This is a genomic window from Micromonospora sp. DT68 (assembly GCF_049847245.1).
In the GTDB taxonomy this organism is placed as follows: domain Bacteria; phylum Actinomycetota; class Actinomycetes; order Mycobacteriales; family Micromonosporaceae; genus Micromonospora; species Micromonospora profundi.
Window position 1 is genome coordinate 1 of record NZ_JBNCNZ010000013.1, and the last position, 19,352, is coordinate 19,352.

Annotated in this window: 18 protein-coding genes and 2 tRNA genes; 11 read left to right on the forward strand and 9 right to left on the reverse strand. The window is 68.9% G+C overall.

Annotated features, from left to right (window positions below):
* Positions 1 to 186: 186 nt before the first annotated feature.
* The 6 genes from ACPXB1_RS21860 to ACPXB1_RS21885 all read left to right on the forward strand — a co-directional run bounded on the left by ACPXB1_RS21860 (position 187) and on the right by ACPXB1_RS21885 (position 5,679).
* Positions 187 to 474, forward strand: a complete 288-nt coding sequence (locus ACPXB1_RS21860; protein ID WP_425735727.1) for a hypothetical protein — start codon at positions 187 to 189, stop codon at positions 472 to 474.
* 332 nt (positions 475 to 806) lie between these two features.
* Entirely contained in the window at positions 807 to 3,431 is a 2,625-nt protein-coding gene (locus ACPXB1_RS21865) for an FtsK/SpoIIIE domain-containing protein (protein WP_425735728.1), read from the forward strand.
* Positions 3,428 to 4,099 carry a hypothetical protein gene (locus ACPXB1_RS21870; protein WP_357410502.1) on the forward strand — a complete coding sequence of 224 codons (672 nt, stop codon included), beginning with the start codon at positions 3,428 to 3,430 and terminating at the stop codon, positions 4,097 to 4,099. Before ACPXB1_RS21865 ends, ACPXB1_RS21870 begins: the two co-directional genes overlap by 4 nt.
* A 65-nt stretch (positions 4,100 to 4,164) precedes the next feature.
* Positions 4,165 to 4,425 carry a hypothetical protein gene (locus ACPXB1_RS21875; RefSeq protein WP_203173648.1) on the forward strand — a complete coding sequence of 87 codons (261 nt, stop codon included), beginning with the start codon at positions 4,165 to 4,167 and terminating at the stop codon, positions 4,423 to 4,425.
* A gap of 25 nt (positions 4,426 to 4,450) precedes the next feature.
* Positions 4,451 to 5,086, forward strand: coding sequence for a hypothetical protein (locus tag ACPXB1_RS21880; protein ID WP_357410504.1), 636 nt, complete (start codon positions 4,451 to 4,453; stop codon positions 5,084 to 5,086).
* Positions 5,087 to 5,250: 164 nt separating this feature from the next.
* Positions 5,251 to 5,679: a hypothetical protein gene (locus ACPXB1_RS21885; RefSeq protein WP_357410533.1), complete on the forward strand. Its 429-nt coding sequence runs from the start codon at positions 5,251 to 5,253 to the stop codon at positions 5,677 to 5,679.
* A gap of 48 nt (positions 5,680 to 5,727) precedes the next feature.
* Here ACPXB1_RS21885 and ACPXB1_RS21890 read toward each other — a convergent pair whose 3' ends face one another.
* Entirely contained in the window at positions 5,728 to 6,132 is a 405-nt protein-coding gene (locus tag ACPXB1_RS21890; protein ID WP_425735729.1) for a hypothetical protein, read from the reverse strand.
* Entirely contained in the window at positions 6,129 to 6,410 is a 282-nt protein-coding gene (locus ACPXB1_RS21895) for a hypothetical protein (protein WP_357410508.1), read from the reverse strand. Before ACPXB1_RS21895 ends, ACPXB1_RS21890 begins: the two co-directional genes overlap by 4 nt.
* Positions 6,411 to 7,129: 719 nt before the next feature.
* Between ACPXB1_RS21895 and ACPXB1_RS21900 the strand changes: the two genes are divergently transcribed.
* Together ACPXB1_RS21900 and ACPXB1_RS21905 are read left to right on the forward strand one after the other, a co-directional pair.
* Positions 7,130 to 8,017: a helix-turn-helix domain-containing protein gene (locus ACPXB1_RS21900; protein ID WP_357410512.1), complete on the forward strand. Its 888-nt coding sequence runs from the start codon at positions 7,130 to 7,132 to the stop codon at positions 8,015 to 8,017.
* Positions 8,014 to 8,217, forward strand: a complete 204-nt coding sequence (locus tag ACPXB1_RS21905) for a DUF397 domain-containing protein (protein WP_203173654.1) — start codon at positions 8,014 to 8,016, stop codon at positions 8,215 to 8,217. Before ACPXB1_RS21900 ends, ACPXB1_RS21905 begins: the two co-directional genes overlap by 4 nt.
* 139 nt (positions 8,218 to 8,356) lie before the next feature.
* On the opposite strand, the gene ACPXB1_RS21910 is transcribed toward ACPXB1_RS21905, so the two are convergent.
* Complete coding sequence (locus tag ACPXB1_RS21910; protein WP_357410515.1) at positions 8,357 to 9,028, reverse strand: hypothetical protein; 672 nt, start codon at positions 9,026 to 9,028, stop codon at positions 8,357 to 8,359.
* A 631-nt stretch (positions 9,029 to 9,659) separates the two neighbouring features.
* Between ACPXB1_RS21910 and ACPXB1_RS21915 the strand changes: the two genes are divergently transcribed.
* The 3 genes from ACPXB1_RS21915 (at position 9,660) to ACPXB1_RS21925 (ending at position 12,941) form a co-directional block, all read left to right on the forward strand.
* The gene (locus ACPXB1_RS21915; protein ID WP_425735730.1) at positions 9,660 to 10,535 is read left to right on the forward strand and encodes a replication-relaxation family protein; all 876 of its coding nucleotides are present in this window, start codon (positions 9,660 to 9,662) and stop codon (positions 10,533 to 10,535) included.
* Between the two features lie 417 nt (positions 10,536 to 10,952).
* The gene (locus ACPXB1_RS21920) at positions 10,953 to 11,201 is read left to right on the forward strand and encodes a hypothetical protein (protein WP_425735731.1); all 249 of its coding nucleotides are present in this window, start codon (positions 10,953 to 10,955) and stop codon (positions 11,199 to 11,201) included.
* A gap of 87 nt (positions 11,202 to 11,288) precedes the next feature.
* Positions 11,289 to 12,941 carry a recombinase family protein gene (locus ACPXB1_RS21925; RefSeq protein ID WP_425735760.1) on the forward strand — a complete coding sequence of 551 codons (1,653 nt, stop codon included), beginning with the start codon at positions 11,289 to 11,291 and terminating at the stop codon, positions 12,939 to 12,941.
* Here the strand turns inward: ACPXB1_RS21925 and ACPXB1_RS21930 are convergent.
* The 6 genes from ACPXB1_RS21930 to ACPXB1_RS21955 all read right to left on the reverse strand — a co-directional run bounded on the left by ACPXB1_RS21930 (position 12,901) and on the right by ACPXB1_RS21955 (position 19,348).
* Positions 12,901 to 12,974: transfer RNA gene (locus ACPXB1_RS21930), tRNA-Ile, on the reverse strand. The two genes, ACPXB1_RS21925 and ACPXB1_RS21930, sit on opposite strands and share 41 nt — an antisense overlap.
* A gap of 66 nt (positions 12,975 to 13,040) precedes the next feature.
* On the reverse strand, positions 13,041 to 14,723 hold the full coding sequence (locus ACPXB1_RS21935) for a M16 family metallopeptidase (protein WP_355596128.1): 1,683 nt from the start codon (positions 14,721 to 14,723) through the stop codon (positions 13,041 to 13,043).
* Complete coding sequence (locus ACPXB1_RS21940) at positions 14,720 to 15,667, reverse strand: hypothetical protein (RefSeq protein WP_355596126.1); 948 nt, start codon at positions 15,665 to 15,667, stop codon at positions 14,720 to 14,722. The genes ACPXB1_RS21935 and ACPXB1_RS21940 overlap by 4 nt, the downstream gene beginning before the upstream one ends.
* 66 nt (positions 15,668 to 15,733) lie before the next feature.
* Positions 15,734 to 16,972 carry an NAD(P)/FAD-dependent oxidoreductase gene (locus ACPXB1_RS21945; protein WP_355596124.1) on the reverse strand — a complete coding sequence of 413 codons (1,239 nt, stop codon included), beginning with the start codon at positions 16,970 to 16,972 and terminating at the stop codon, positions 15,734 to 15,736.
* Complete coding sequence (locus ACPXB1_RS21950; RefSeq protein WP_355596122.1) at positions 16,962 to 19,085, reverse strand: MMPL family transporter; 2,124 nt, start codon at positions 19,083 to 19,085, stop codon at positions 16,962 to 16,964. The genes ACPXB1_RS21945 and ACPXB1_RS21950 overlap by 11 nt, the downstream gene beginning before the upstream one ends.
* Positions 19,086 to 19,275: 190 nt before the next feature.
* Positions 19,276 to 19,348: transfer RNA gene (locus ACPXB1_RS21955), tRNA-Asn, on the reverse strand.
* Positions 19,349 to 19,352: the final 4 nt, after the last annotated feature.

Below are 19,352 nucleotides of genomic sequence, written 5' to 3' on the forward strand. Positions count from 1 at the left end.
TTCGTCCTATCTGGAGCAGCGACACGCCGCTGAGCGCCTGCTCAGGAGCCCTTGATCACGATGAAAATGGCTCATTGTCGCAACGGTACAGATCCCGTCGGCCTGTCGGTCCGGTCGAACGCGTACCGCCTGCTCGACGGCTGGACAGGTGACCGTCTGCGGTGTCGAAAGGTCTCAGTCCTCCGCGTGACTGTGTTGCCGCTGGTTTTTCGCGGCATCGAACTCGATGTCGGGGTGGTTGTGTCCGCGGTCTGCGCAGTGCCGCCGCAGTTCGTGCAGGTGTTGAAGCATGCGGGCGGTGGCGGGGTGGGGGTGGGCGCGGCGGTGCGTGGTGATGGTGTCGGCGAGGAGGTGTCGGGCGGCGCCGCAGTGGCCGAGGTCGCGCAGGACGAGGGCGAGGGTGGCCTGCGTGGCGAGGGTGGGGTGGGCGTCCCGCCGGCGGTGACGGTGAGTTGGTCGGCGAGGTGCCGGTAGGCGTGGTACGCGCGTTGGTGATGCCCCGCCTGCCGGTGGGCGGGGGCGAGGGTGTGCAGGGCGGCGAGGACGGGCTGGCCGGAGGGGGCCGTGCTGGTCTTCGTCGGTGTCCAAGGGCGCACCGACGTGGAGTCGACGGCGGCGGTCCTGTCGGGCACTAGTCGTTGACTTCCGATAGGCCTAGCCGGAGTTCGACGCGCTGCAGTCGACCCGAAATCATCGGCTCGGCATTTGATCAGCACCCTGCGCTACACAGGGCTGACTGCAGGTGGCGCAGTTGGGTAAGGTCGGCTCCAGAGATCGCGGTCCATCGGTCCTGGGGAGACGTTGGCATGGAGTCGGTGGCGTCGGCGTTCGGTCGGGCGGTGACAGCACATCGGGAGGCTGTGTCGCATGTAGAGGCCGCCAGAGTGCGTCTGCGCGACCGCGCTGGCGAGGATGGCGTCTCGACGCAAGCCCGCGAGGAGGCGCGGCGGTTCGCCGCGAGGATGCAGCGGCTCGCTGAGGGGTTGACGCCGGGCTGGCTCGGCTGCCGGCTGTCTCATGCCGCTGCCGACCTCCCAACCGGCGCCGACGCCGCACTGGGACGCCCGATCCCCGTTCGGCTGGGAGACGCGTCGCCCGTCGTCGGCAGCGCGTTCAGTGTCGTGGTGCCGTTCGTGGGCGCCGGTCATCTGGCGGTTGACAGTGATACCCGTGATCCGTCGGTGGCGCGCTGGCTGCGTGGCTTACTGCTGCGGGTGCTCGCGGCGCTACCGGATGGCGCGCTTCGCGTCGCGGCCGTGGACGGGGCGACTCTCGGGGCGGTGTTCGGCCCGTTCCGGGCGATGGTCGATGCGGAGGCGTGGCGGCGGCCCGCAATCGACCTGCCCGGCCTTCAGCAGGTGCTGACCGAGGCGGAGGAACGGATCGAGCGCGCCCAAGCCGGCGAGACGGACCCCTCGGTACTGCTGGTGTGCTGTGCGGCCCTGCCCGAGGGCGCGGGTCGTACGGAATGGTCGCGACTGGCGGCAATCGCCCATGCCGGTCCGGCGGCCGGGGTGTTCTTGCTGCTCGCTGGCTATCCACCACCGCAGCATCCGGGGCTCAACGCGGCACCCCGCCTGGAGAGCACCACGCATCTGACGGCGGTCGGCGGCGGGTTGTTCGCCGTGTCCGACCCGCCGGGGCCTTACCGGTTCAGCTCTGACGGGTCCGGGTTGGCGGTGCCGATGCGGTTGGACGCTGGGCCTCCAGACGATCTGGTGGAGGCGGTCTGCCGCAAGTTGGCGAAGTCGGCGCGGGTGCAGGCGTCGACGGACTTCGCGGCGCTGATGCCGGCGCAGATTTGGCAGGAGTCGTCGGTCGGCGGGCTAAAGACCGTGGTGGGCCGGGACGGCCGCAACGAGTGCGTGTTGGCGCTCGATGACGCGACACCGCACTGGTTGGTGGGTGGTCGTACCGGGTCGGGCAAGACGGTGTTCCTGCTGGACGTGCTCTACGGCCTGGCGTCGCGCTACTCGCCGGACGAGCTTGGCCTGTACCTGCTGGACTTCAAGGAGGGCGTGTCGTTCGCCGAGTTCACCCCGACGGCGGTGGACCCGTCCTGGATTCCGCACGCCCGCACCGTCGGTATCGAGTCAGACCGGGAGTACGGGCTGGCGGTGCTGCGGACGCTGTCGCGCGAGATGACCCGGCGGGCAACCGAGCTGAAGCGGGCCGGGGTGACCAAACTCGCCGACCTACGCATCGGCCGGCCGGACGTGGCGATGCCGCGGCTGCTGGCGGTGATCGACGAGTTCCACGTGCTGTTCGAGGGCAACGACGCAGTCGCCCGGCAGGCTGTGGCCCTGCTAGAAGAGCTGGCGCGTAAGGGGCGCTCGTACGGCATCCACCTGATCCTGGCCTCGCAGACCATCTCCGGGGTGGAGGCGCTGTTCACCAAGACCGAGTCGATCTTCGGCCAATTCCCGCTGCGGGTCGCCCTCGCCGGCGGCGGCGGCATCCTCGACCAGCTCAACGACGGCGCGGACAACCTGCCCATCGGTGGCGCAGTCATCAACTCAGCGGCCGGGATAGCGGGGGCGAACCGGGTCATCCGCTTCCCCAACGCCGACGCAGAGTCGGTGAGCGCGCAGCGGCACCTGCTGTGGGACGCTCGGCCACCGGGCGACGCCCCGCCAGCAGTGTTCGCCGGCTACGCCGAGCAGCACCCCGACCAGGACCCCACCTTCGTCCGCCTGACGCCGGACGTGCGCCGACGGCGAGCCCTGGTCGGCCGAGCCGTGGATGTCGGCCTGCCCACTGCCGGGTTCACCCTGGACGCGACCCCGGGCAGCCACGTAGCGGTGCTCGGCACCTCGTCGGTCGGGGCCGACGTCCTCTTCGCGGCCACCGTCAGCTTGGCCCGCCAGCACGCCCCCGGCACCGCCAGGTTCCTCGTCGCGCCGTTGGTTGCCGCAGCCGACGAGGCCGCCGACGCCACTGTCGGCGCGATCACCGCAGCCGGCCACTCATACGAAACCGTCAGCGCAGCCCAGCTCCGAGCGCGACTGGCGGACCTCGCTCAGGCGACCGCTCCCGGTGGTGGGCAGACGACCTATCTGGTGATCTTCGGCGCGGACATCGCCAGTAGTCTCCTCGCCGCCAGCGACCCCACCACCTACCGCTCCGGACACGACGACCTCCGAGATGTGTTGGCCAATGGGCCCACACAAGGTGTCCACCTGCTCGGCTGGTGGCGCACCGTGAGCCGGTTCACCGACGACCTCGGGCCCACCGGTGGCAACGAGGTCGCCTGCCTCGTCGCCCTCAACCTTCCCGGGAACGACTTCGGGGCCCTGCTCGGCGACTACGCATCCGAATGGCAGTCCCGCCCCAACCGCGCTCTACTGATTGATCGGCACGACAACCGCCGCGCCCTCATCGTTCCCTACGTGCGCCCCGGCACCCTCGACCAGATCGACGACATGGAATGACAGACCAGCCCGTCACCCCGATGCCCCGCGACGGCGGCTGGGCTGCCTACACCGATCACTCCCGTCGCCTGTCCGCCCTGCTGCACGACGAACGCGTCCGCTCCGAGCACCAGGGCGCTACCAGCCGCAACGGACAGGCCGCCGTCGACCAGATCACCTACCGGCTGGGGGCTCAGCGACAACACCTTCAACAACTCGCCGTCTCCCTGCGCCTGCCCGAGCCACACATCGGAGGTATAGCGCCCGGTCCCATACCTGACCCCGCCGAGGCCCTGCGCCGGGCCGCAGCAGCCGCTGACGCGGCTGACGCCGCCGCGGAGAACGCCCACCGGCGGGCGGCTCAGCCACCGCTGTTGCCCGGGCTGACGCCGCTGGCCCGCAACGCCCTCGTCTATGCCGCTGCGGCGATGCTGGGCACCTTCGCGTCGCTGCTGATGTTTGCCGTCAGCCCCGACACCGACCTCGACCGGATCCCTTGGCAGCTCGTGCCCTGGTCCCTGTGTGGGCTGCCCGCGCTGGCCTTCTTCGCCGGCTATCTCACGATCAGCCTCGTCGGACAGCCGCGCATCGGCAGCGGTGGCACCCGGTCCGCGCGGGCCGGTGGAGTGATCTGTTTTGTCGGCATGCCGATCTTGTGGTTCATCTTCATCGCCGCGACCAGAGGCTGAACCGCAGACGCATCTGCCACCAACGGCGGTGCGTTGGACACCACGAATCAGGGGAGGAACATCCAGTGGCCACCATCGGAGACATCAAGGCGGGCCTGGCTCACGGCAAGTCCGAGGCCGAAAAGGCACTCGCCCAGCTCGCCGGCGTCAACGCCCAGGTCGACAAGGCCATCGCCGTGCTCCAGGCCCTCGCCGCCGGCACCCAGCAACCCGCCGTCATGGGTGCCATAGGCAAGCTCAGCGCCGCCAAGCAGAAGTTCGGCGAAGGCGCCGGCCTGATCCAGGCCGCATCCGCCCAGACCGACAAGTACAACGCCGTCCTCTGACACCGAATCCCGGAAGGTTCCCTCGATGCCCACCGTCATTGTTCCTGTCGGCCTCAACCTTGGCCCCTCGTACCGGTACGCCACTCCGCCTGACTCTGAGCCGGAGTTCTACCGGGTCAGGCTTGGCCAGGAGTTCGCACAGCTGACCATCGACGAGTTCAAGGTGTGGGGACGAGCTTTCCTTGACCCTGAGCGTCACTCCCGGCTTGAGATCAACCGAGGAACGCTGCGCGACGATATCGATGCGTCTGGCGACGGTCCCGCAAAGCCGGAGCACATCATCGAAGGACTCCTGGAGCGGGGATTGCTCATCGAGTTCGACCCGGACGACTCGCTCGAGAGAGCGTTTAGGCAGCTCAAGCTGTTTCCCACCGCCGAAGGCATGGGCAACACGCCGGACGAGCCTGCTTGGGAGCGCATCGGCCACAACGGGCAGCCTCTGTTGAAGGTAAGCGCGACGGTCTACGGGATCTGGGCGTTCTCCAACATCGAAGAGTCGCTCTGGGCCGCCTGCTCTGGCCTTGCTGAGGACGCCGAGCAGGGCAGAGCCGACGGCGAAGAGCTTGACGCCTTGACCGCGGACGAAGCCGCAAAGGCGATCGCCGGCAACGTGCCGCTACTCGTTTCTGCGGGCTGCGCAGTTCTCGACAAGACTTCCTAGCGATGGGATGGCGTCGGCAGACTAACCGGGCCGGAACCTCCGGTTCCCGCCTCGGCAACGTAGGACGGTCAGCCGGACGCGCGCTGGTGGATACAGCGGTGGAATCAGCGCGGGAAGGCATCACCAAGGTCAGCGAGAAGGTCGGGAAGGTGGCTGGCGCTGGGATCGCGGTGGCGGCCACTGCGGCAGTCGATGCCGCTGGCCACCAGCCCTCGCCCTTGGTCGCGGTGGGTGCGGCGTACGCCGGCATGAAGGTCGGTGGGTTGGTCGGCCGTGCCATGAACGCCGGGCTGGATCGGATCACCGCTGGGCGGGGTGGTGGTCCGATCGGTTCGGTGATGGCGGAGTTGAGCATGGTGCTGCAGACGCTCGATCAGGTGGGTCGGGGCATCGCGGAGGTTGTCGACTCGGTGAACAATGCTCAGGCCCACTTCCAGAAGGTCAGCCGGGGCGGCGGGAACAACCTGCTGAACAGCGCGGTCCGTGCGTGCCGGCAGGCGCCTGTTCGCCTTGAGGAGGGTGTAGACGAGGTCAAGCAGGCTCAGGACCTCGTCGGTAAGCACTTGGTGGCGGTGGCGACGGCTGGTGGCTGAGCGCCGCCAGCCGCCCGCCGCTTTAAAGATGTCGTCGAGCCCGAACGGTCAGTGGGCCTGCGGATCGTGTGGTGCCGACTCATCGGATTGCGAAGGTGGCTGGCCGTCGGGATGGTCGAAAATGGTTTCGCTTTGCTCGTCGTGAGTCGGCTCGACCTTCCGCTTTTCCTTGGCGGGCTGCTGAGGGAGGTCGATGCCGATTGCTCGCGCGTACTCGGCGAGGATGCCGCCTGCTTCGGCGAGCAGCCATGAGCCGTCGCGGAGCTTGACGATTCCTTGGGCGTAGTTGCCCAGTGCCCGGTTGACCAGTGGGTTGGTGGCCCCGGCGGTGAGAGCGCGGAACTCGGCTCGGGCGTTCTCGGCATCCTGGATGACGACCTTGGCAAGGTCCTGCTGCTGGCCGATGGAGACGTGCAGGTCCCGCAGCGCGGCGGCGATGTTGGGCAGGGTCACGGTTGATACCTCCGGGTGAGGCCGGCCGCGGAATCAGGGCTGGCGGTGAGTCGGCGGGCGTTGATGAGTTGTGGGCGGGTGGCGCCGGGCGTTCTGCGGGGTAGGCGGCCGTAACGCGTGAAGGTGGCGGCGGCCTGCTCGTTCGTGGGGCAGGGGCCAACCAGACGGCAGCGCAGGCAGTAGCCGGTGGCGCTGGAGGTGACGTGCTCGGCGAGCGTTCGCTGGGCGGCGGTGAGCTGATCGATGGCCGCCTCCGACAGGTAGATGGTGGCGGCCATCTCATGCCTCCGGTCGCGGGAGGGCAGCCACGCGGGCGAGCACTTGCCGGAAGCATCCTGCCTGGCTGTGCGCGTTGATCTCGATGCCTTCGAGCCACACCCACTGGCCGTCGTACCAGGTGCTTAGGTCAAGGCGGACGTGGATGATTCGCAGCCAGAGCGGACCGCAGCTGTGCTGATAGTCCTGCTCACGTAGGTGCACAGCGTCGCCGGGCGCGACCGTCACCTCGGGTATGAGGGGTGTCGGGATCACAGCCCGCCCATCCAACCCGTTTGGCCCGGATGTGGCCGGGATCTGCGGCTTCCGCAGGCGGGGCAGTTCAGCACCGAACCGCACCGTCGGCACCACCGGGATTTGATCTTGAACAGGAACAGCCCAGCGGCGAAGCCGAGTACCGCAACCGCCACCAGGGCGAGGGATGGGACCACTGCGTTGCCTCCCTGACTCGGCCCCTCAAGGGACGCAGCCCGCTTCGGGTGACGGGCTGCGTCCGTCAAGAGGCGTCCGAGACCGGACGAGCGGCGGGCCCCGGGAGCGCGAGCCCACCGCCGCACCGCGCGGCTTTCGGGCCGCACCGGCCTGACATGCTCAAGCCCATAGTGCCTATGCACTAGTGAGAATGCAAGGATTGCATTCGCAAGTAAGTCACTTGCCTGGCCTGCCTAGAGGTTGCATCCGCATGGCGGGCACACTCTGACTACGACAGGAGCGAAGGGACATGGAGTTGTCAGCTCGACGGCAGCCACCCACCGTGCGCCTCCGGCGGCTCGCTGCGGAGCTGCGTGGACTGCGCACCGCGGCCGGCCTCACCCGCGACGAGGTCAGCGAGCAGACCGGCATCAACCCCGCCACGCTCTATCGGATCGAGACGGCCAAGGTCCGCCCACAGCGGCGCACCCTGATGGCGATGCTCGACAAGTACGGCGTCACCGACGAAGACAAGCGCAGCGAACTCATCGCCCTATCGAGTCAGGCCGCACAGCTGGGATGGCTCCAGGCGTACGAGTCCGAGCTTCCCGAGCTGTACACCACGTACATCAGCTTCGAGGCCGAGGCCCGATCGGTCCGCAACTACGAGTCCCTCTTCGTCCCCGGCCTCCTCCAGACCGAGAACTACGCTCGGGCGGTGATCCGCGGCGTCCTACCGTTAGCCACGGACACTGACGTTCAGGCCCGAGTAGACGCGCGGATACAGCGACAGGTTTCACTTCGCAAGACGGAGCCGCTGCGTGTCTGGGCAATTCTCGACGAGGCCGTCCTGCACCGGCAGACCGGCGGCGCTGAGGTCATGGCCGCGCAACTGGAAGCCCTGGCGGAAGCAGCCGACCAGCCGCACGTGACTCTCCAAGTCATCCCATTCACGGCCGGCGCCCACGCCGGCATGCCGGGCTCGTTCGTCGTCATGGACTTCCCCGACCCGGCCGACCCGGCCTTGGTCTACGTCGACAGCATGGCCGGCGATCTGTTCCTGGAGCGCGAGGCAGACGTACGCCGCTACGCCACCACGTTCGAACACCTCCGCGCCACCGCGCTGGACCCCACCAACTCGATCAAACTGATCAAGGCCCAAGCCGCCGTGATCGATCAACAAGGAGGTACGGGATGAACCAAGCTGACGCGTCCCGCGCCCAGTGGAGAAAGAGCAGCCGATCGAGTGGGAACGGTCAGTGCGTCGAGGTCGCCGACTTCGACACCACTGTCGCGCTGCGTGACAGCAAGGACCCCTCGGGTCCGGTACTCGTCTTCGAGCGCGCCGCATGGGCGAGTTTCTTGGCGGGCGCAAAGAACGGCATCCCGAGGTCGTAGCAGGGCGATCCGGGTGGCAGTAGGCGCGGCACTTGCGCCACCAAGTCGGTCGTCCGTCGCACTGACCAAGATCGCGGGTAGCCCTCATGCTCCCGCTGCCATTGTCGGCTCCGCCTGAAAAGTTCAGCATCGACGGCCATCAGGTCGCCATCTTCTGGGGCCGTCGCGGGAGCTTCGCCCCGCCCCACAGGCAGCCCGGCTGAGCGGACCTGATGCCGTCCTGCTCATGGTCATCCGTAAACCACCACGCTGGAAGGCGGTACGGATCGGCCTCGCGCCCCTCGATGCTTTCGGACGTGAGAAGGCAGGCGATCGTCTGATCGACTAATTGGACGTAGGTGGCGAGGACGCTCCGGGCGATGCTTGTGTTCAACGTCCGGCCCGACCATCGCGCCTCGCCGCTCCGCCGACCGGGACCCGCGTCGCTGCCCATGCCTTCGTAGGACGCCGCTGCCATCTTGTCTGGTAAGACCCGGTGCGCCACGCCGTTGCGTAGCTCGATGAAGTCGTCCAAGCGCTTCGATATGTCGTCGTAATTCTCGACGGCGCTCAGCTCAACAGGGGATCCGAGCCGCTTCCCAGCAGCGCTGTCGAAGAAGTTGAGGATCAACGCGCCGGGAAGTTGGAGCGGGGCAGGACACTGCGCCGTTGCCTGAGCCAAGATTCGTGCGGCCTTCGACTGCTTGTTCCGCCAGCCCAGCCGGCCGACAGTCTCCCGCTCGCTCACGGGGAAGCTGACGGCGGTGCCGACCTCGTACACCAGCCGCTCCCATGTCGATACAGCCAGCATCACCACCAGCGGGTTCAGCACCCCCCGCGGCTGATCACCACCGCCCGGACGTTCATTGTGAATCAGTACGAGATCTATTGCGTCGCCCAGCGCTCCACGAGCCCTCAGGCATGCACGCACTACTGGTGGTAGAGCGTCAACCTTCTCGTTAGTCAAGTCACCACGGATCGATCCGAACGGCATCGGAACATGATTCCAGGTCGCCGCCGATCGTGTAAGCCCGTGCTCCTGCCGGCCGTGTCCGTCCTGCTGTGTTCAGTAGACGTTGGTTGTGACTCCTTGTGGCCTCACCTGACATCACCCGACTCATTACCGGCATGCCCTTATGCCACCACCACGGCCGCGAAGTCTACGGCTCCGCTTCCACCCACCCTCATCTCGATCATGGAGTACACCTTGACCACGCATCACGCCTCTTCCGCGCGAAACGCAAGAGCCCTCGCTTTCGCGAACCCCGAACCTGACGGATTCGGCCTTGACCTCCCGTTGCGGGTCCGGCCGACTCTCCCACTTGGCGTCCCGCTTCAACAGGACCCCCGAACGGACCCTCTGGTTCGGCTCACAGCCCAGGTCAAAGCCGCTGTCAGCGCCATCTGTCGTGATGCGACAGACCCTCCGACTGGGTCTCTCCCCCCTGGGATGGTGATGGCGCATGCCTGATCAGCTGCTTCGTGTGCAGTCCCAGCTCACCGGCCGCGACCTGGTCCTGCTCGGCTGGCTGGCCGATCACGGTGTTCTCACCTCCTTCCAGATCGCCGATGCCCTGTTCCCCTCGGTCGATTACGCCCAGGAACGCCTGCGGGCCCTGATGCAGAAGTTGGGGGTAGTGGACCGGTTCCGGCCGCAGAAGCCCGACGGCGGCTCCTACCCCTACCACTACGTGCTGGCGCAACTCGGCGTCGAGGTCGTCGCCGCGCAGCGCGGCGACGACCTGCCGCGCAGGGACCAGGCCCGGCGGAAGCGTTGGCACCTGACGAGGCGGGCAAACCTGCCGCATCTGCTCGGGGTCAACGGCTTCTTCACCGCCCTGGCCGGTCACGCCCGCACCCATCCCGGCAGCGAGTTAACGCGCTGGTGGCCGGCTGGACGTTGCCAGCAGACGGGGGCCTTCGCCGAGCCCGACGACGATGTCGCGGCCCGCGCTTATACGCCGAGGTCGCGGCCGGATGGGCACGGCATCTGGGTCGAAGGCGACCGCAGGGTGCCGTTCTTCCTGGAGTACGACCTCGGCACCGAACGGCCGCTTTCCCGACTGGTCGACAAGATCGACGGCTACCGGGAACTCGCGCACGCCACCGGCCGGATCTGGCCGGTCTTGTTCTGGCTGCACTCCCCGGAGCGGGAGCGGCACCTGCATCAGGAACTCGCCGCCGCCGGGACCATCTACCCGGTGGCTACCGCCGTGCACGCCGAGGTCACCGGCGTCACCCCGGCCGAGGCGATGTGGTGGCTGCACCGCTACCACGGGGCGTCGATGCGTTTGGCCAACCTCCCTGTCGGAGGCAGCCGCAGCGAACAGGCCGGCTGACCCACAGCGGCGGACCCATCCCCGGTGACCGGACACGCGCCCACACAGGCGGCGACAAGGGCCATCCCGCCGTTGACCAGGCGGCCCCGCGGCGCGCGTGCGAGCGGTAACTGTCCGCGCCGTTCTCCCGTCGAGGAAGGGCGGACGGTACCTCTGCTCTCGCCACGACAGCAAGCCTTCGAAACTGTCAGCCGCTCTCCGACCCCTGCGTGAGTTGTCGTGAGTCGCTGACAGTCCGAATCGTCTGCCGGTGACAGCGCTGCGAGCTATCGTCCGCGCCCCTCACGCCAGGCAGCCGTGACCGCCGCAGCGGGCTCTTCCACATCAATCGGATCATCGCGCGCATTCGCGCAGGAAAGGAAACCGCATGAACGAAGGACTCCGACCCCAGCAGCGACACACGCTTTTCGGAGGACCGTGGCCACCGCGCCCCATGACGACGAAAATGCCGTCCGGAGCTATCCTGACGACCCGCATTCCGGTACCGCCACCAATAACGGCGGTGCGAGAACCACCTCGACCGGCGGAAAGGAAACGACGATTCCGATGCGTATCGCACGCGTCGACACCATTCCCATGACCGCCGAAGACCTCGAGAACGCCGCCGAAGCCCTCGCCGTCCTACTCAACCAGTTCTGGCGCGAACACCCCGACCTCGCCGCCTGAAACCCTCGCCCGACACCGGGCGGCCCACCCGCGCGTGGGCCGCCCGTCGGCCGAGCCACCCCAACCCCGCACGGAGGAACCACCCTCATGTCAGGCAAGCCCACCCCCACCAGCGCACCGAAGCGACGCGGCCGACGCGCCCCCACGAGCACCCAGCCCGACACGTCGACCGGCCCGTGCCGGGTGTGCATCTACATCCGGCGCTCCACCGACGACGAGCACCAGCCCTTCAGCCTGCTCGCCCAACGCACCGCCCTGCGTAAGTACGTCGAGAGCCACCCCGACTGGGTCATCGTCTGCGAATTCGAAGATGACGCCTCCGGCGCCACCACCGACCGCCCCGGCTTGAAAAAGGCACTCGACGCGGCGAAAGCCGGCATGTATGACGTCCTACTCGTTTACCGAGTAGACCGATTCAGTCGAAGCCTCGCTCATTTCATCGATCTCGCCGCCACCCTCGACGCCGCCAACGTGCGATTCGCCTCCGCCACCGAACCCGTCGACACCGGCGGTGCGATCGGTCGCATGATGCTGCAATTCCTCGCCGTGTTCGCTGAATTCGAACGCAACATGATCATCGACCGAGTGAAGAGTGGTATGACCGCGAAAGCCAGCAAAGGCCAATGGGCCGGCGGCAACCGCCCCTACGGCTACCTCGTCGACCGCGACACCCAACGCCTGGTGCCCCACCCCGACGAGGCACCCATCCTGCGTGACATCTTTTACCTCTACACGCGCGACCGTCTCGGCACCCGCGCCATCGCCACCGAGTTGAACGCCCGCGGCGTCCCCAACCGCACCGGCAAACAATGGTCCGGACACACCATCAACCGGATCCTGGACAACCCCGCCTACCTCGGGGACATCGCCTACCGCGACATCCTCGTCCCCGACGCCCACGACGCACTCATCGACCGGGACACCTTCCGACGCGCCCAGGACATCGCCAACGCCCGAGGCGACGTCCAAACCCAGCGGGCCATGTCCGACTCGGACTACTACCTCACCGGCCTGTTGACATGTCCGCAGTGCGGACAGCGCTACATCGGCACATCCGCCAAAGGCCGGACCCGCCGCTACCGCTACTACACCTGCTTCACCCGCACCCGCTACGGCAAACACGCCACCTGCACCGCACCCCGACTCCCCGCCGACGACCTCGACCACATGATCCTGCAGGCCCTGCACGACTTCTACACCACCGCCGAACCCGTCCTCGCCGCCATGATCGACCGCGCCCACGCCCAACACGACACCACCAGCGACGACCGGCGAGCCGAACTCACCGCCATCGCCCACCAGATCACCAGCACAGAGAACGCGATCGACCGGTATCACGCGGCGTTCGAGAACGGCACCATGGATGACGCCACCGCCGGACCACGCATCCGCGAACTCCGCCAGCGACTGGCCCAACTCCAGGCCCGGCACACCGAACTCGACGCCGGCCTGACCGCCCAGCCCGAGCCCCCGCCGCCCGGCACCGTCGCCCGCATCCGCGACCACCTCAGCGCCATCATGACCAGCGGCACCGCCACCGAACGCAAAGCCGCCATCGAAACGCTCATCGCCGAAGTCCAACTCACCGACCAGGGAGTCGTACCCGTGTTCAAGATCCCCACCGACACGACAATGCCCCCGCCCGAAACGGACGAGGGCACTTCAGGAGTACCACCGGTTCGCACAATGGTGCGGTCGGTGGGGCGGGCGGGACTCGAACCCGCGACCGAGGGATTATGAGTCCCCTGCTCTAACCGGCTGAGCTACCGCCCCTGACACCGCGCCGGATCTTATCCCGCCCGGTGGATCACAGGCCAGCAGTGATCCGGCCCCACCTCATCACCGCCGCCGTCGGTTGAGCAGCACGATGGGCAACGCGAGGATAACAGTGAGCAGCCAACCAACTGCGATGACGCCCCAGAACCAATTGTCGTCCGGACTGCTGTCTGCGGCGAACATGCCGATGGTCAGCAGCAGGCAGAAGCCGCCCATCAGCAGGGTGCCCAGGCTGCTGAGCACCATCACCGGAATCTCCCACCAGGAACGTCCGGCGGGCTCTTCCTGGTGAGCGATCGGCTTCGGTTGGGGGATCTGCTCCGGCGTGCGGGCCGGCATGGTGACGTGCCGGTCGGACGGCACCGCGGCGTCGATGGCCTGGATCGTGCCCGGGGGCAGTTCGAGCATTGTCGGCTCGATGTGCAGCACGATGGCGTCCGCGCCGATCAGCTGTCGGGCGCCGTCCGGCCAGGCGAGCATTGCCGAGCAGCTGTCGTAGCGAACGGTGAGCGGCCCGCTCGGGTTCAGGTAGGTCACCCCGTCCGTGCCGACGCGGAGGCCGCCGGCGCCCTGCTTCGCCCGGTACGTGGTGCCGTCGACGGTGTCGGCGGAGTGGGTGGGCGCGGCGACGAAGCCGGCCCAGTCGGCGCGGTGGCCGCCGGGCACCATCAGCAGCGCCGACGCCATCATCTCCCCCGCCACCTCGTGCAGGTCGGTGAGGTTGACGGCCTTCAGTTCGGCCCGGTGCTCGTCGATTGTGGAGTTCGGCTGCCCGGTCAGCACGTTGAGGGCGTACGACGGCAGCCGTGCGGCGTCCACCTCCGCGATGCCGAGAAAGTCCTCCCGCTTGGCGACTGTGGCGTCGAGGTCCGCCTGCTCGATCCGCCCGACCCGCATCTTGGCGAGGACGTCGATGAAGCCGCCGAGCACGGCGTCCTGCTTCTCCGCCAGCGCGTCGGCGAGGGCCCGCAGCGACGCGTACCCGTCGCCGCGCGGCTCGTACCCAGTGGTGGTGGTGTAGGACAGGCCGGCGTCCTGGCGCAGCGATCGGTACAGCTCGCGCTCCAGCACCCCGGAGAAGATGTTGGCGGCGGTGCTGCGGCGCACCACGGAGTCGAGCACCACGGCCCGGGAGCCGCTGACGAAGTACGCCGGGGTCTGCGGCAGTGCCGACGAGGCCACCGGTACGGGCTGACGGACCCCGGCGGGCAGCGCGAGTCGAAGTCCGGCGGGCACCCGTCCGCCGGCGATCCAGAGCACCGCGTTCTCCCGGGTGAACCACCGGGCCGCCCACTCGCGCAGGTCGTCGGCGGTGAGCGCGCCGAGGCCCCACTCCGGGTAGCTGGTCAACCCGAAGTCCCGGGCACCGTGTCGCCACAGCGGGATGTCGTCTATCGCGGCGGCGCCCCGGCTGCTCCACTCGGTGCGCAGGATCTCCTTCTCGACCTCCAGCCTCGCCAGCGGCAGGTCCTGAAGGTGTGCGCAGACCGCGGTGAGGAACGCCGCGATGTCGGCTTCGGAGCCCTGGGTGTGGAACATTGTGTACGCGGGGGCGGTCATGCCGTTGATGTGGTAGTCGGCCAGGCCGAGCGGCGCGAGCGCGAGGTGCTCGATGAGGTGGGTGATGCCGGCCCGGGCGAGCGTCTCGTCTGCGGTGCCGACCCGGAAGGTCAACCCGGCGTGCATCGGCCCGCCGGTGGGGGCGAGCAGCGTGGGCACCCCGTCCACGTCCAGGTGCTGGATCACGACTGGCCACCCTTCGCGTACGCCTTGGCGCGGTACTTCGTGAATCCTTCGGCCCCGTCGACGTAGATCCAGGGGAACTCACTGCCCAGGTTGCCGAGGGCGGTGAACTGGCTCGCGGCGGCGGACCATTGCTCGGTCAGGCTGAACATCAGCGCGAACATCGAGCGGGCCCAGACCCAGTCCGACCGATCGGCGAAGTCCGGGTGCAGCACGGATTTCTGGGCGGCCTGCATGATCTCGTCCACCACTGGCGTGCTTCGCAGGTATGCCGTCTGCTCCCGCGCGCTGTCGAAGTCGAGCCAGCGTTCCAGGTGCGCGTCGGCGATCAGCGCGGCGTTGGGCGCCCCGTCGGGTGCGGCCTGGGCGCACTCGCGGGCGAACGCGAACATCCGGTCCCAGTCGCCGCTCCACTTCGGGCAGAGCTGCTGGAGCAGACTCGCCTGTGCGGGCATGTGGTGGGGGTGGTGGTGGGCGAGCCGGTCGTAGCGGCGGCGCGCCTCGTTCTGGCCGAGTTCGAGGCCCCGGGCGAGGGTGATGCGTTGGGTCCACGCGGCCGCGTCGTCGGGGTGTCGGGCGGTGACGTCGATGAGCACCTGTTCGGCGCGGCGCAGGTGGTCATGGAACTGGTCGAACTGCGACCGGCTGACGTCCTGGGCTCGGGCGCCGCTGCGGATCTGCCATTCCGCACGGATGAGGTGGGTGCCGAGCAGTACGCCGGCGAGGGCGTCGGTGGGGTCCTCGTCGTACACCCGGCGCAGGAACATGTCGGTCTTGGCGTGGCTGCCGCCTTCCCCGACGAGCAGCGTACGGCTGTCCTGGTCGCGGTCGACGAACAGCGCCCGCACGGCGGGCCAGTCGGCGGCGTCGAGCGCCTTACGCAGGTCGTTGACCTCGGGGTACGCGGCACCGGCATCGAAGGTGGGAGCCGGAAGAGGTGCGGGCATGGCGGGGATCATAGGTGATCAACTAAGCCTCCGATGTCCCGCTTTTTCTGGCCCTCCGACGCCGGGCTACGTCGCGCGCAGCTCCTCCAGAACCGCCCCGGCGGCGCGCCAACCGCTGGCGAGTGCACCCTGGACGGACGGGCTGTCCCGGTGGTCACCGGCCACGAACAGCCCCTGCCCCAGCCCCACGGGTTTGCGCAGTCGCCCCTGCGGTGGCGGCGCGGCGGGCAGCGCGTCCGGGACGGCCACTGTGGTGAGGTGGGTCCAGTCGGCGGTGGATCGACCGTACAGCCGGGTCAGTTCGGCCCGAATGGTCGGCTCGGGCGGGGCGGTCGGTCCGACCACCGACGTGGCGACGAGGTGCCGACCGTCCGGCGCGTACGTCGGGGCCGCGTTGCTGAGCACCACCGTGTTGGCGACGATCTCCCGCCGGTCGCCGTCGACGAGCAGGATCGGTTCGTCGAGCGGCGGTTCGGGCGCACTGTGGTAGTAGGTGGTGTAGCTGTGCATGCGTACCCTCGCCAGGGCCGGAAGCAGCGCGGACGCGGCGGGCGGGTCGACGGCGACCACGACGGCCCGGCAGTGGATTTCGCCGTCCCGGGTACGGACCAGGCGGGGCGCGACCTGCGTGACCGGGGTGTCCAGGTCGAGCAGGTCGGCCGGCAGCGGGTCGGCGATGGCCCGGGGCAGCGCGGCCATCCCGTCGGCGGGCAGGCCGATCCGGCCGCGGGCGAAGGAGCGCAGCACCATCGCGAGCACATGGCTGGAGGTCGCCAGCTCGCGGTCGATGAACACTCCGGACAGGAACGGGCGCAGCAACTCCTCGATGATCGCGTCGGAGAGGCCGGCGCGGCGCAGCGCCGTCTCGGTGGTGGTCTCGGGCGCGGCGAGCAGCCGGGACACGGGCAGCGTGGCGCAGCCGGTGGCGAGCGCGGCGAAGCGCACCCGGTCGAGCAGCGAGCCGACGCCGGCGAGCGCGGTGCGTGGCCCGCCGGTCGGCTCGCGCAGCGGGTTGACCAGCCGCAGCAGGTGATCGCCCTTGCGCACCAGCACGCCGGAGGTGAAGTAGCCGAGGTTCAGCCGCCCGGTGTCGATAAGTGTGCCGAGCCTCGGGTACGCGGTGTTGAGCACCTGGAAGCCGCTATCGATCAGGTAACCGTCGACGACGTCGGTGGCTACCCGGCCGCCGAGCCGGTCGCTGGCCTCCACCAGCCGCCACGGCACGCCGGCGCGGTGCAGCCGGCGGGCGGCGGCGAGGCCGGCCAGGCCGCCGCCGACGATGACCACGTCCGTATCAGCCGGCATCGCGCGCCTCCCGCTCACCGTTCGCCCGGGACAACCGGCCCGGCCACCAGACTTTCGGCCCGATGTCGTACGCGAGCGCCGGCACCAGCAGCGACCGGACGACGATCGTGTCGATGAGTACGCCGACCGCGACAGCGGTTCCCAGCTCGACGAGCACCACAAGTGGCAGGACGGCAAGGGCGGAGAACGTCGCGGCGAGCACGATGCCGGCGGAGGTGATCACACCGCCGGTGACGGCGAGACCGGCGAGCACACCGGCCCGGGTGCCGCGCTTCACCGACTCCTCGCGGACCCGGCTCATCAGGAAGATGTTGTAGTCGATGCCGAGGGCGACCAGGAAGACGAACGCGAACAGCGGAAACGACGTGTCCACGCCGGGGAAGTCGAAGACGTGGCGAAACAGCAGCGCGCAGAGGCCGAGGGTGGCGCCGAAGCTGAGCAGGACTGTGGCGATCAGCAGCAGCGGGGCGAGAAGGGCACGCAGCAGCAGGGCCAGGATGACAGCGATGACCGCAAGCACCACGGGGATGATGACGTTCTGGTCGCGTCTGGCGGCGTCGGACGTGTCCACGTTGATCGCGGTGAAGCCGCCGACCACAGCGGCCGCGCCGGGCACCTGGTGGACGGCGACGCGCAGGTTGCGGATGGTCTGCTCGGCGCCGTCGCTGTCCGGCTCGTCGGCGAGCGTCGCCTCCAACTCCACACGCCCGTCGACGACCTTCGGCGGGGCGTTCGGGTCGGGTGGGCCGGTCTGCGGGCCGGCGGTGAGCGGACGGACCGCCGCGACGCCGGGCACCCCCTGCGCCACCTGTGCCACCTGTCGGGCGGTCTGCTCAGTGGTGAAGATGGTGGCCGGGCTGCCGGTGCCGGCCGGGTAGTGCCGGGCGATGACGTCCTGGCCGTCCACCGAATCGGTGCGCTGGGTGAACAGGTCGGACTGACCGAGGGCGGTGGCGCCGAGCTGCGTGAGACCGAGCGTGAGAACGGCAAGCACGACAGCTGTGCTCAGCCAGATCGGGCGGGCGTGCCGGGCCACGAACCCGGCGATACGGCTCCAGATGCCGTGCTCGGCCCGCGGGTCGGCCTGGTCCTCCTCCGGTCGGCGGGGCCAGAACGCCCAACGGCCGCCGAGCACCAGCAGCGCGGGCAGGAATGTCAGCATCACCAGCAGGGTGGCGGCGATGCCGATGGCGGCGACCGGGCCGAGTGCCCGGTTGGAGTTGAGGCTGGACAGCAACAGGCAGAGCAGGCTGACGATGACTGTGCTGCCGGAGGCGATGATGGCGGGCGCCGCGCCCTTCCACGCCGTACGCATGGCGTCCCACGGGCGGTCGTGCCTGTGCAGTTCCTCGCGGTAGCGGGCGATCAGCAGCAGCGCGTAGTCGGTGCCGGCACCGAAGACCAGCACTGTGAGGATGCCCTGAGCCTGCCCGTTGAGCTTGATGATGTCGGCGTCGGCCAGCAGGTAGACGAAGACCGACGCGAGGGCGTACGACATGCCGGCGGCCAGCAGCGGAAAGATCCAGAGCACCGGGCTGCGGTAGACGACCAGCAGGATGATCAGCACGACCACGAGGGTGACAAGCAGCAGTGGCCCGTCGATGGCGGCGAAGACCTCGATCAGGTCGGCGAGCAGGCCGGCCGGCCCCGCGACGTCCACGCTGAGCCCGTCCCGTTCGCCGCCGGCGATGTCGCGCAACCGCTCGACGACCGAGCCGATCTCCTCGCCCTCGGCGTCGTCCACAGGCACGACTACCTGGAGTGCCTGGCCGTCCTCGCTGGGGATCGGCGGCGGCAGCGGGCCGACCACGCCGGGCACCTGGGCGAACCGGCCCGCGTCGGCGCTCACCCGCTGGCGGTCCGCGTCGGTGATCCCCGAGGTCCGCTCGTAGACGACTAGCGCCGGGACGGTCTCGCGGTCGACGAACCCGGCAGCGAGGTCCTGGGCGCGGGTCGCCTCGGCGTCGGTGGGCAGGAAGGCGGCGTTGTCGTTTGTGGAGACCTCACTCAACCGCCCGGCGTACGGCCCGGCCACGCCACCGACCACGAGCCAGGCCAGCACGACGGCCACCGCGACAAGCGTGGCCCGGCCGAAGCCTCCTCGTCCGGACATCCGCACCATCCCAAATCGACGCATCAATCGACGCAGCCGGAGTCTAGGTCGACATCGACCATCCTGCCGGCCGAGGACGCCCAGAGAGGGGCAAACCGTCCACCAGCACCGATCGAGGGCCAGGGGGTAGGGCTGGGACGCGGAAACGCCCGCCGGCTGTCGGGCCGACGGGCGTTGATGTGGAGCGAAGCTCCCCCGATTGGACTCGAACCAATAACCTGCCGGTTAACAGCCGGCTGCTCTGCCAATTGAGCTACAGGGGATCGT

Coding starts and splice junctions, on each gene's coding strand:
- ACPXB1_RS21880 (WP_357410504.1), top strand. CDS start 4,451: ATGCCCACCGTCATTGTTCCTGTCGGCCTCAACCTTGGCCCCTCGTAC.
- ACPXB1_RS21915 (WP_425735730.1), top strand. CDS start 9,660: ATGCCTGATCAGCTGCTTCGTGTGCAGTCCCAGCTCACCGGCCGCGAC.
- ACPXB1_RS21895 (WP_357410508.1), bottom strand. CDS start 6,410: ATGGCCGCCACCATCTACCTGTCGGAGGCGGCCATCGATCAGCTCACC.
- ACPXB1_RS21905 (WP_203173654.1), top strand. CDS start 8,014: ATGAACCAAGCTGACGCGTCCCGCGCCCAGTGGAGAAAGAGCAGCCGA.
- ACPXB1_RS21865 (WP_425735728.1), top strand. CDS start 807: ATGGAGTCGGTGGCGTCGGCGTTCGGTCGGGCGGTGACAGCACATCGG.
- ACPXB1_RS21950 (WP_355596122.1), bottom strand. CDS start 19,085: ATGTCCGGACGAGGAGGCTTCGGCCGGGCCACGCTTGTCGCGGTGGCC.
- ACPXB1_RS21945 (WP_355596124.1), bottom strand. CDS start 16,972: ATGCCGGCTGATACGGACGTGGTCATCGTCGGCGGCGGCCTGGCCGGC.
- ACPXB1_RS21940 (WP_355596126.1), bottom strand. CDS start 15,667: ATGCCCGCACCTCTTCCGGCTCCCACCTTCGATGCCGGTGCCGCGTAC.
- ACPXB1_RS21900 (WP_357410512.1), top strand. CDS start 7,130: ATGGAGTTGTCAGCTCGACGGCAGCCACCCACCGTGCGCCTCCGGCGG.
- ACPXB1_RS21925 (WP_425735760.1), top strand. CDS start 11,289: ATGTCAGGCAAGCCCACCCCCACCAGCGCACCGAAGCGACGCGGCCGA.
- ACPXB1_RS21870 (WP_357410502.1), top strand. CDS start 3,428: ATGACAGACCAGCCCGTCACCCCGATGCCCCGCGACGGCGGCTGGGCT.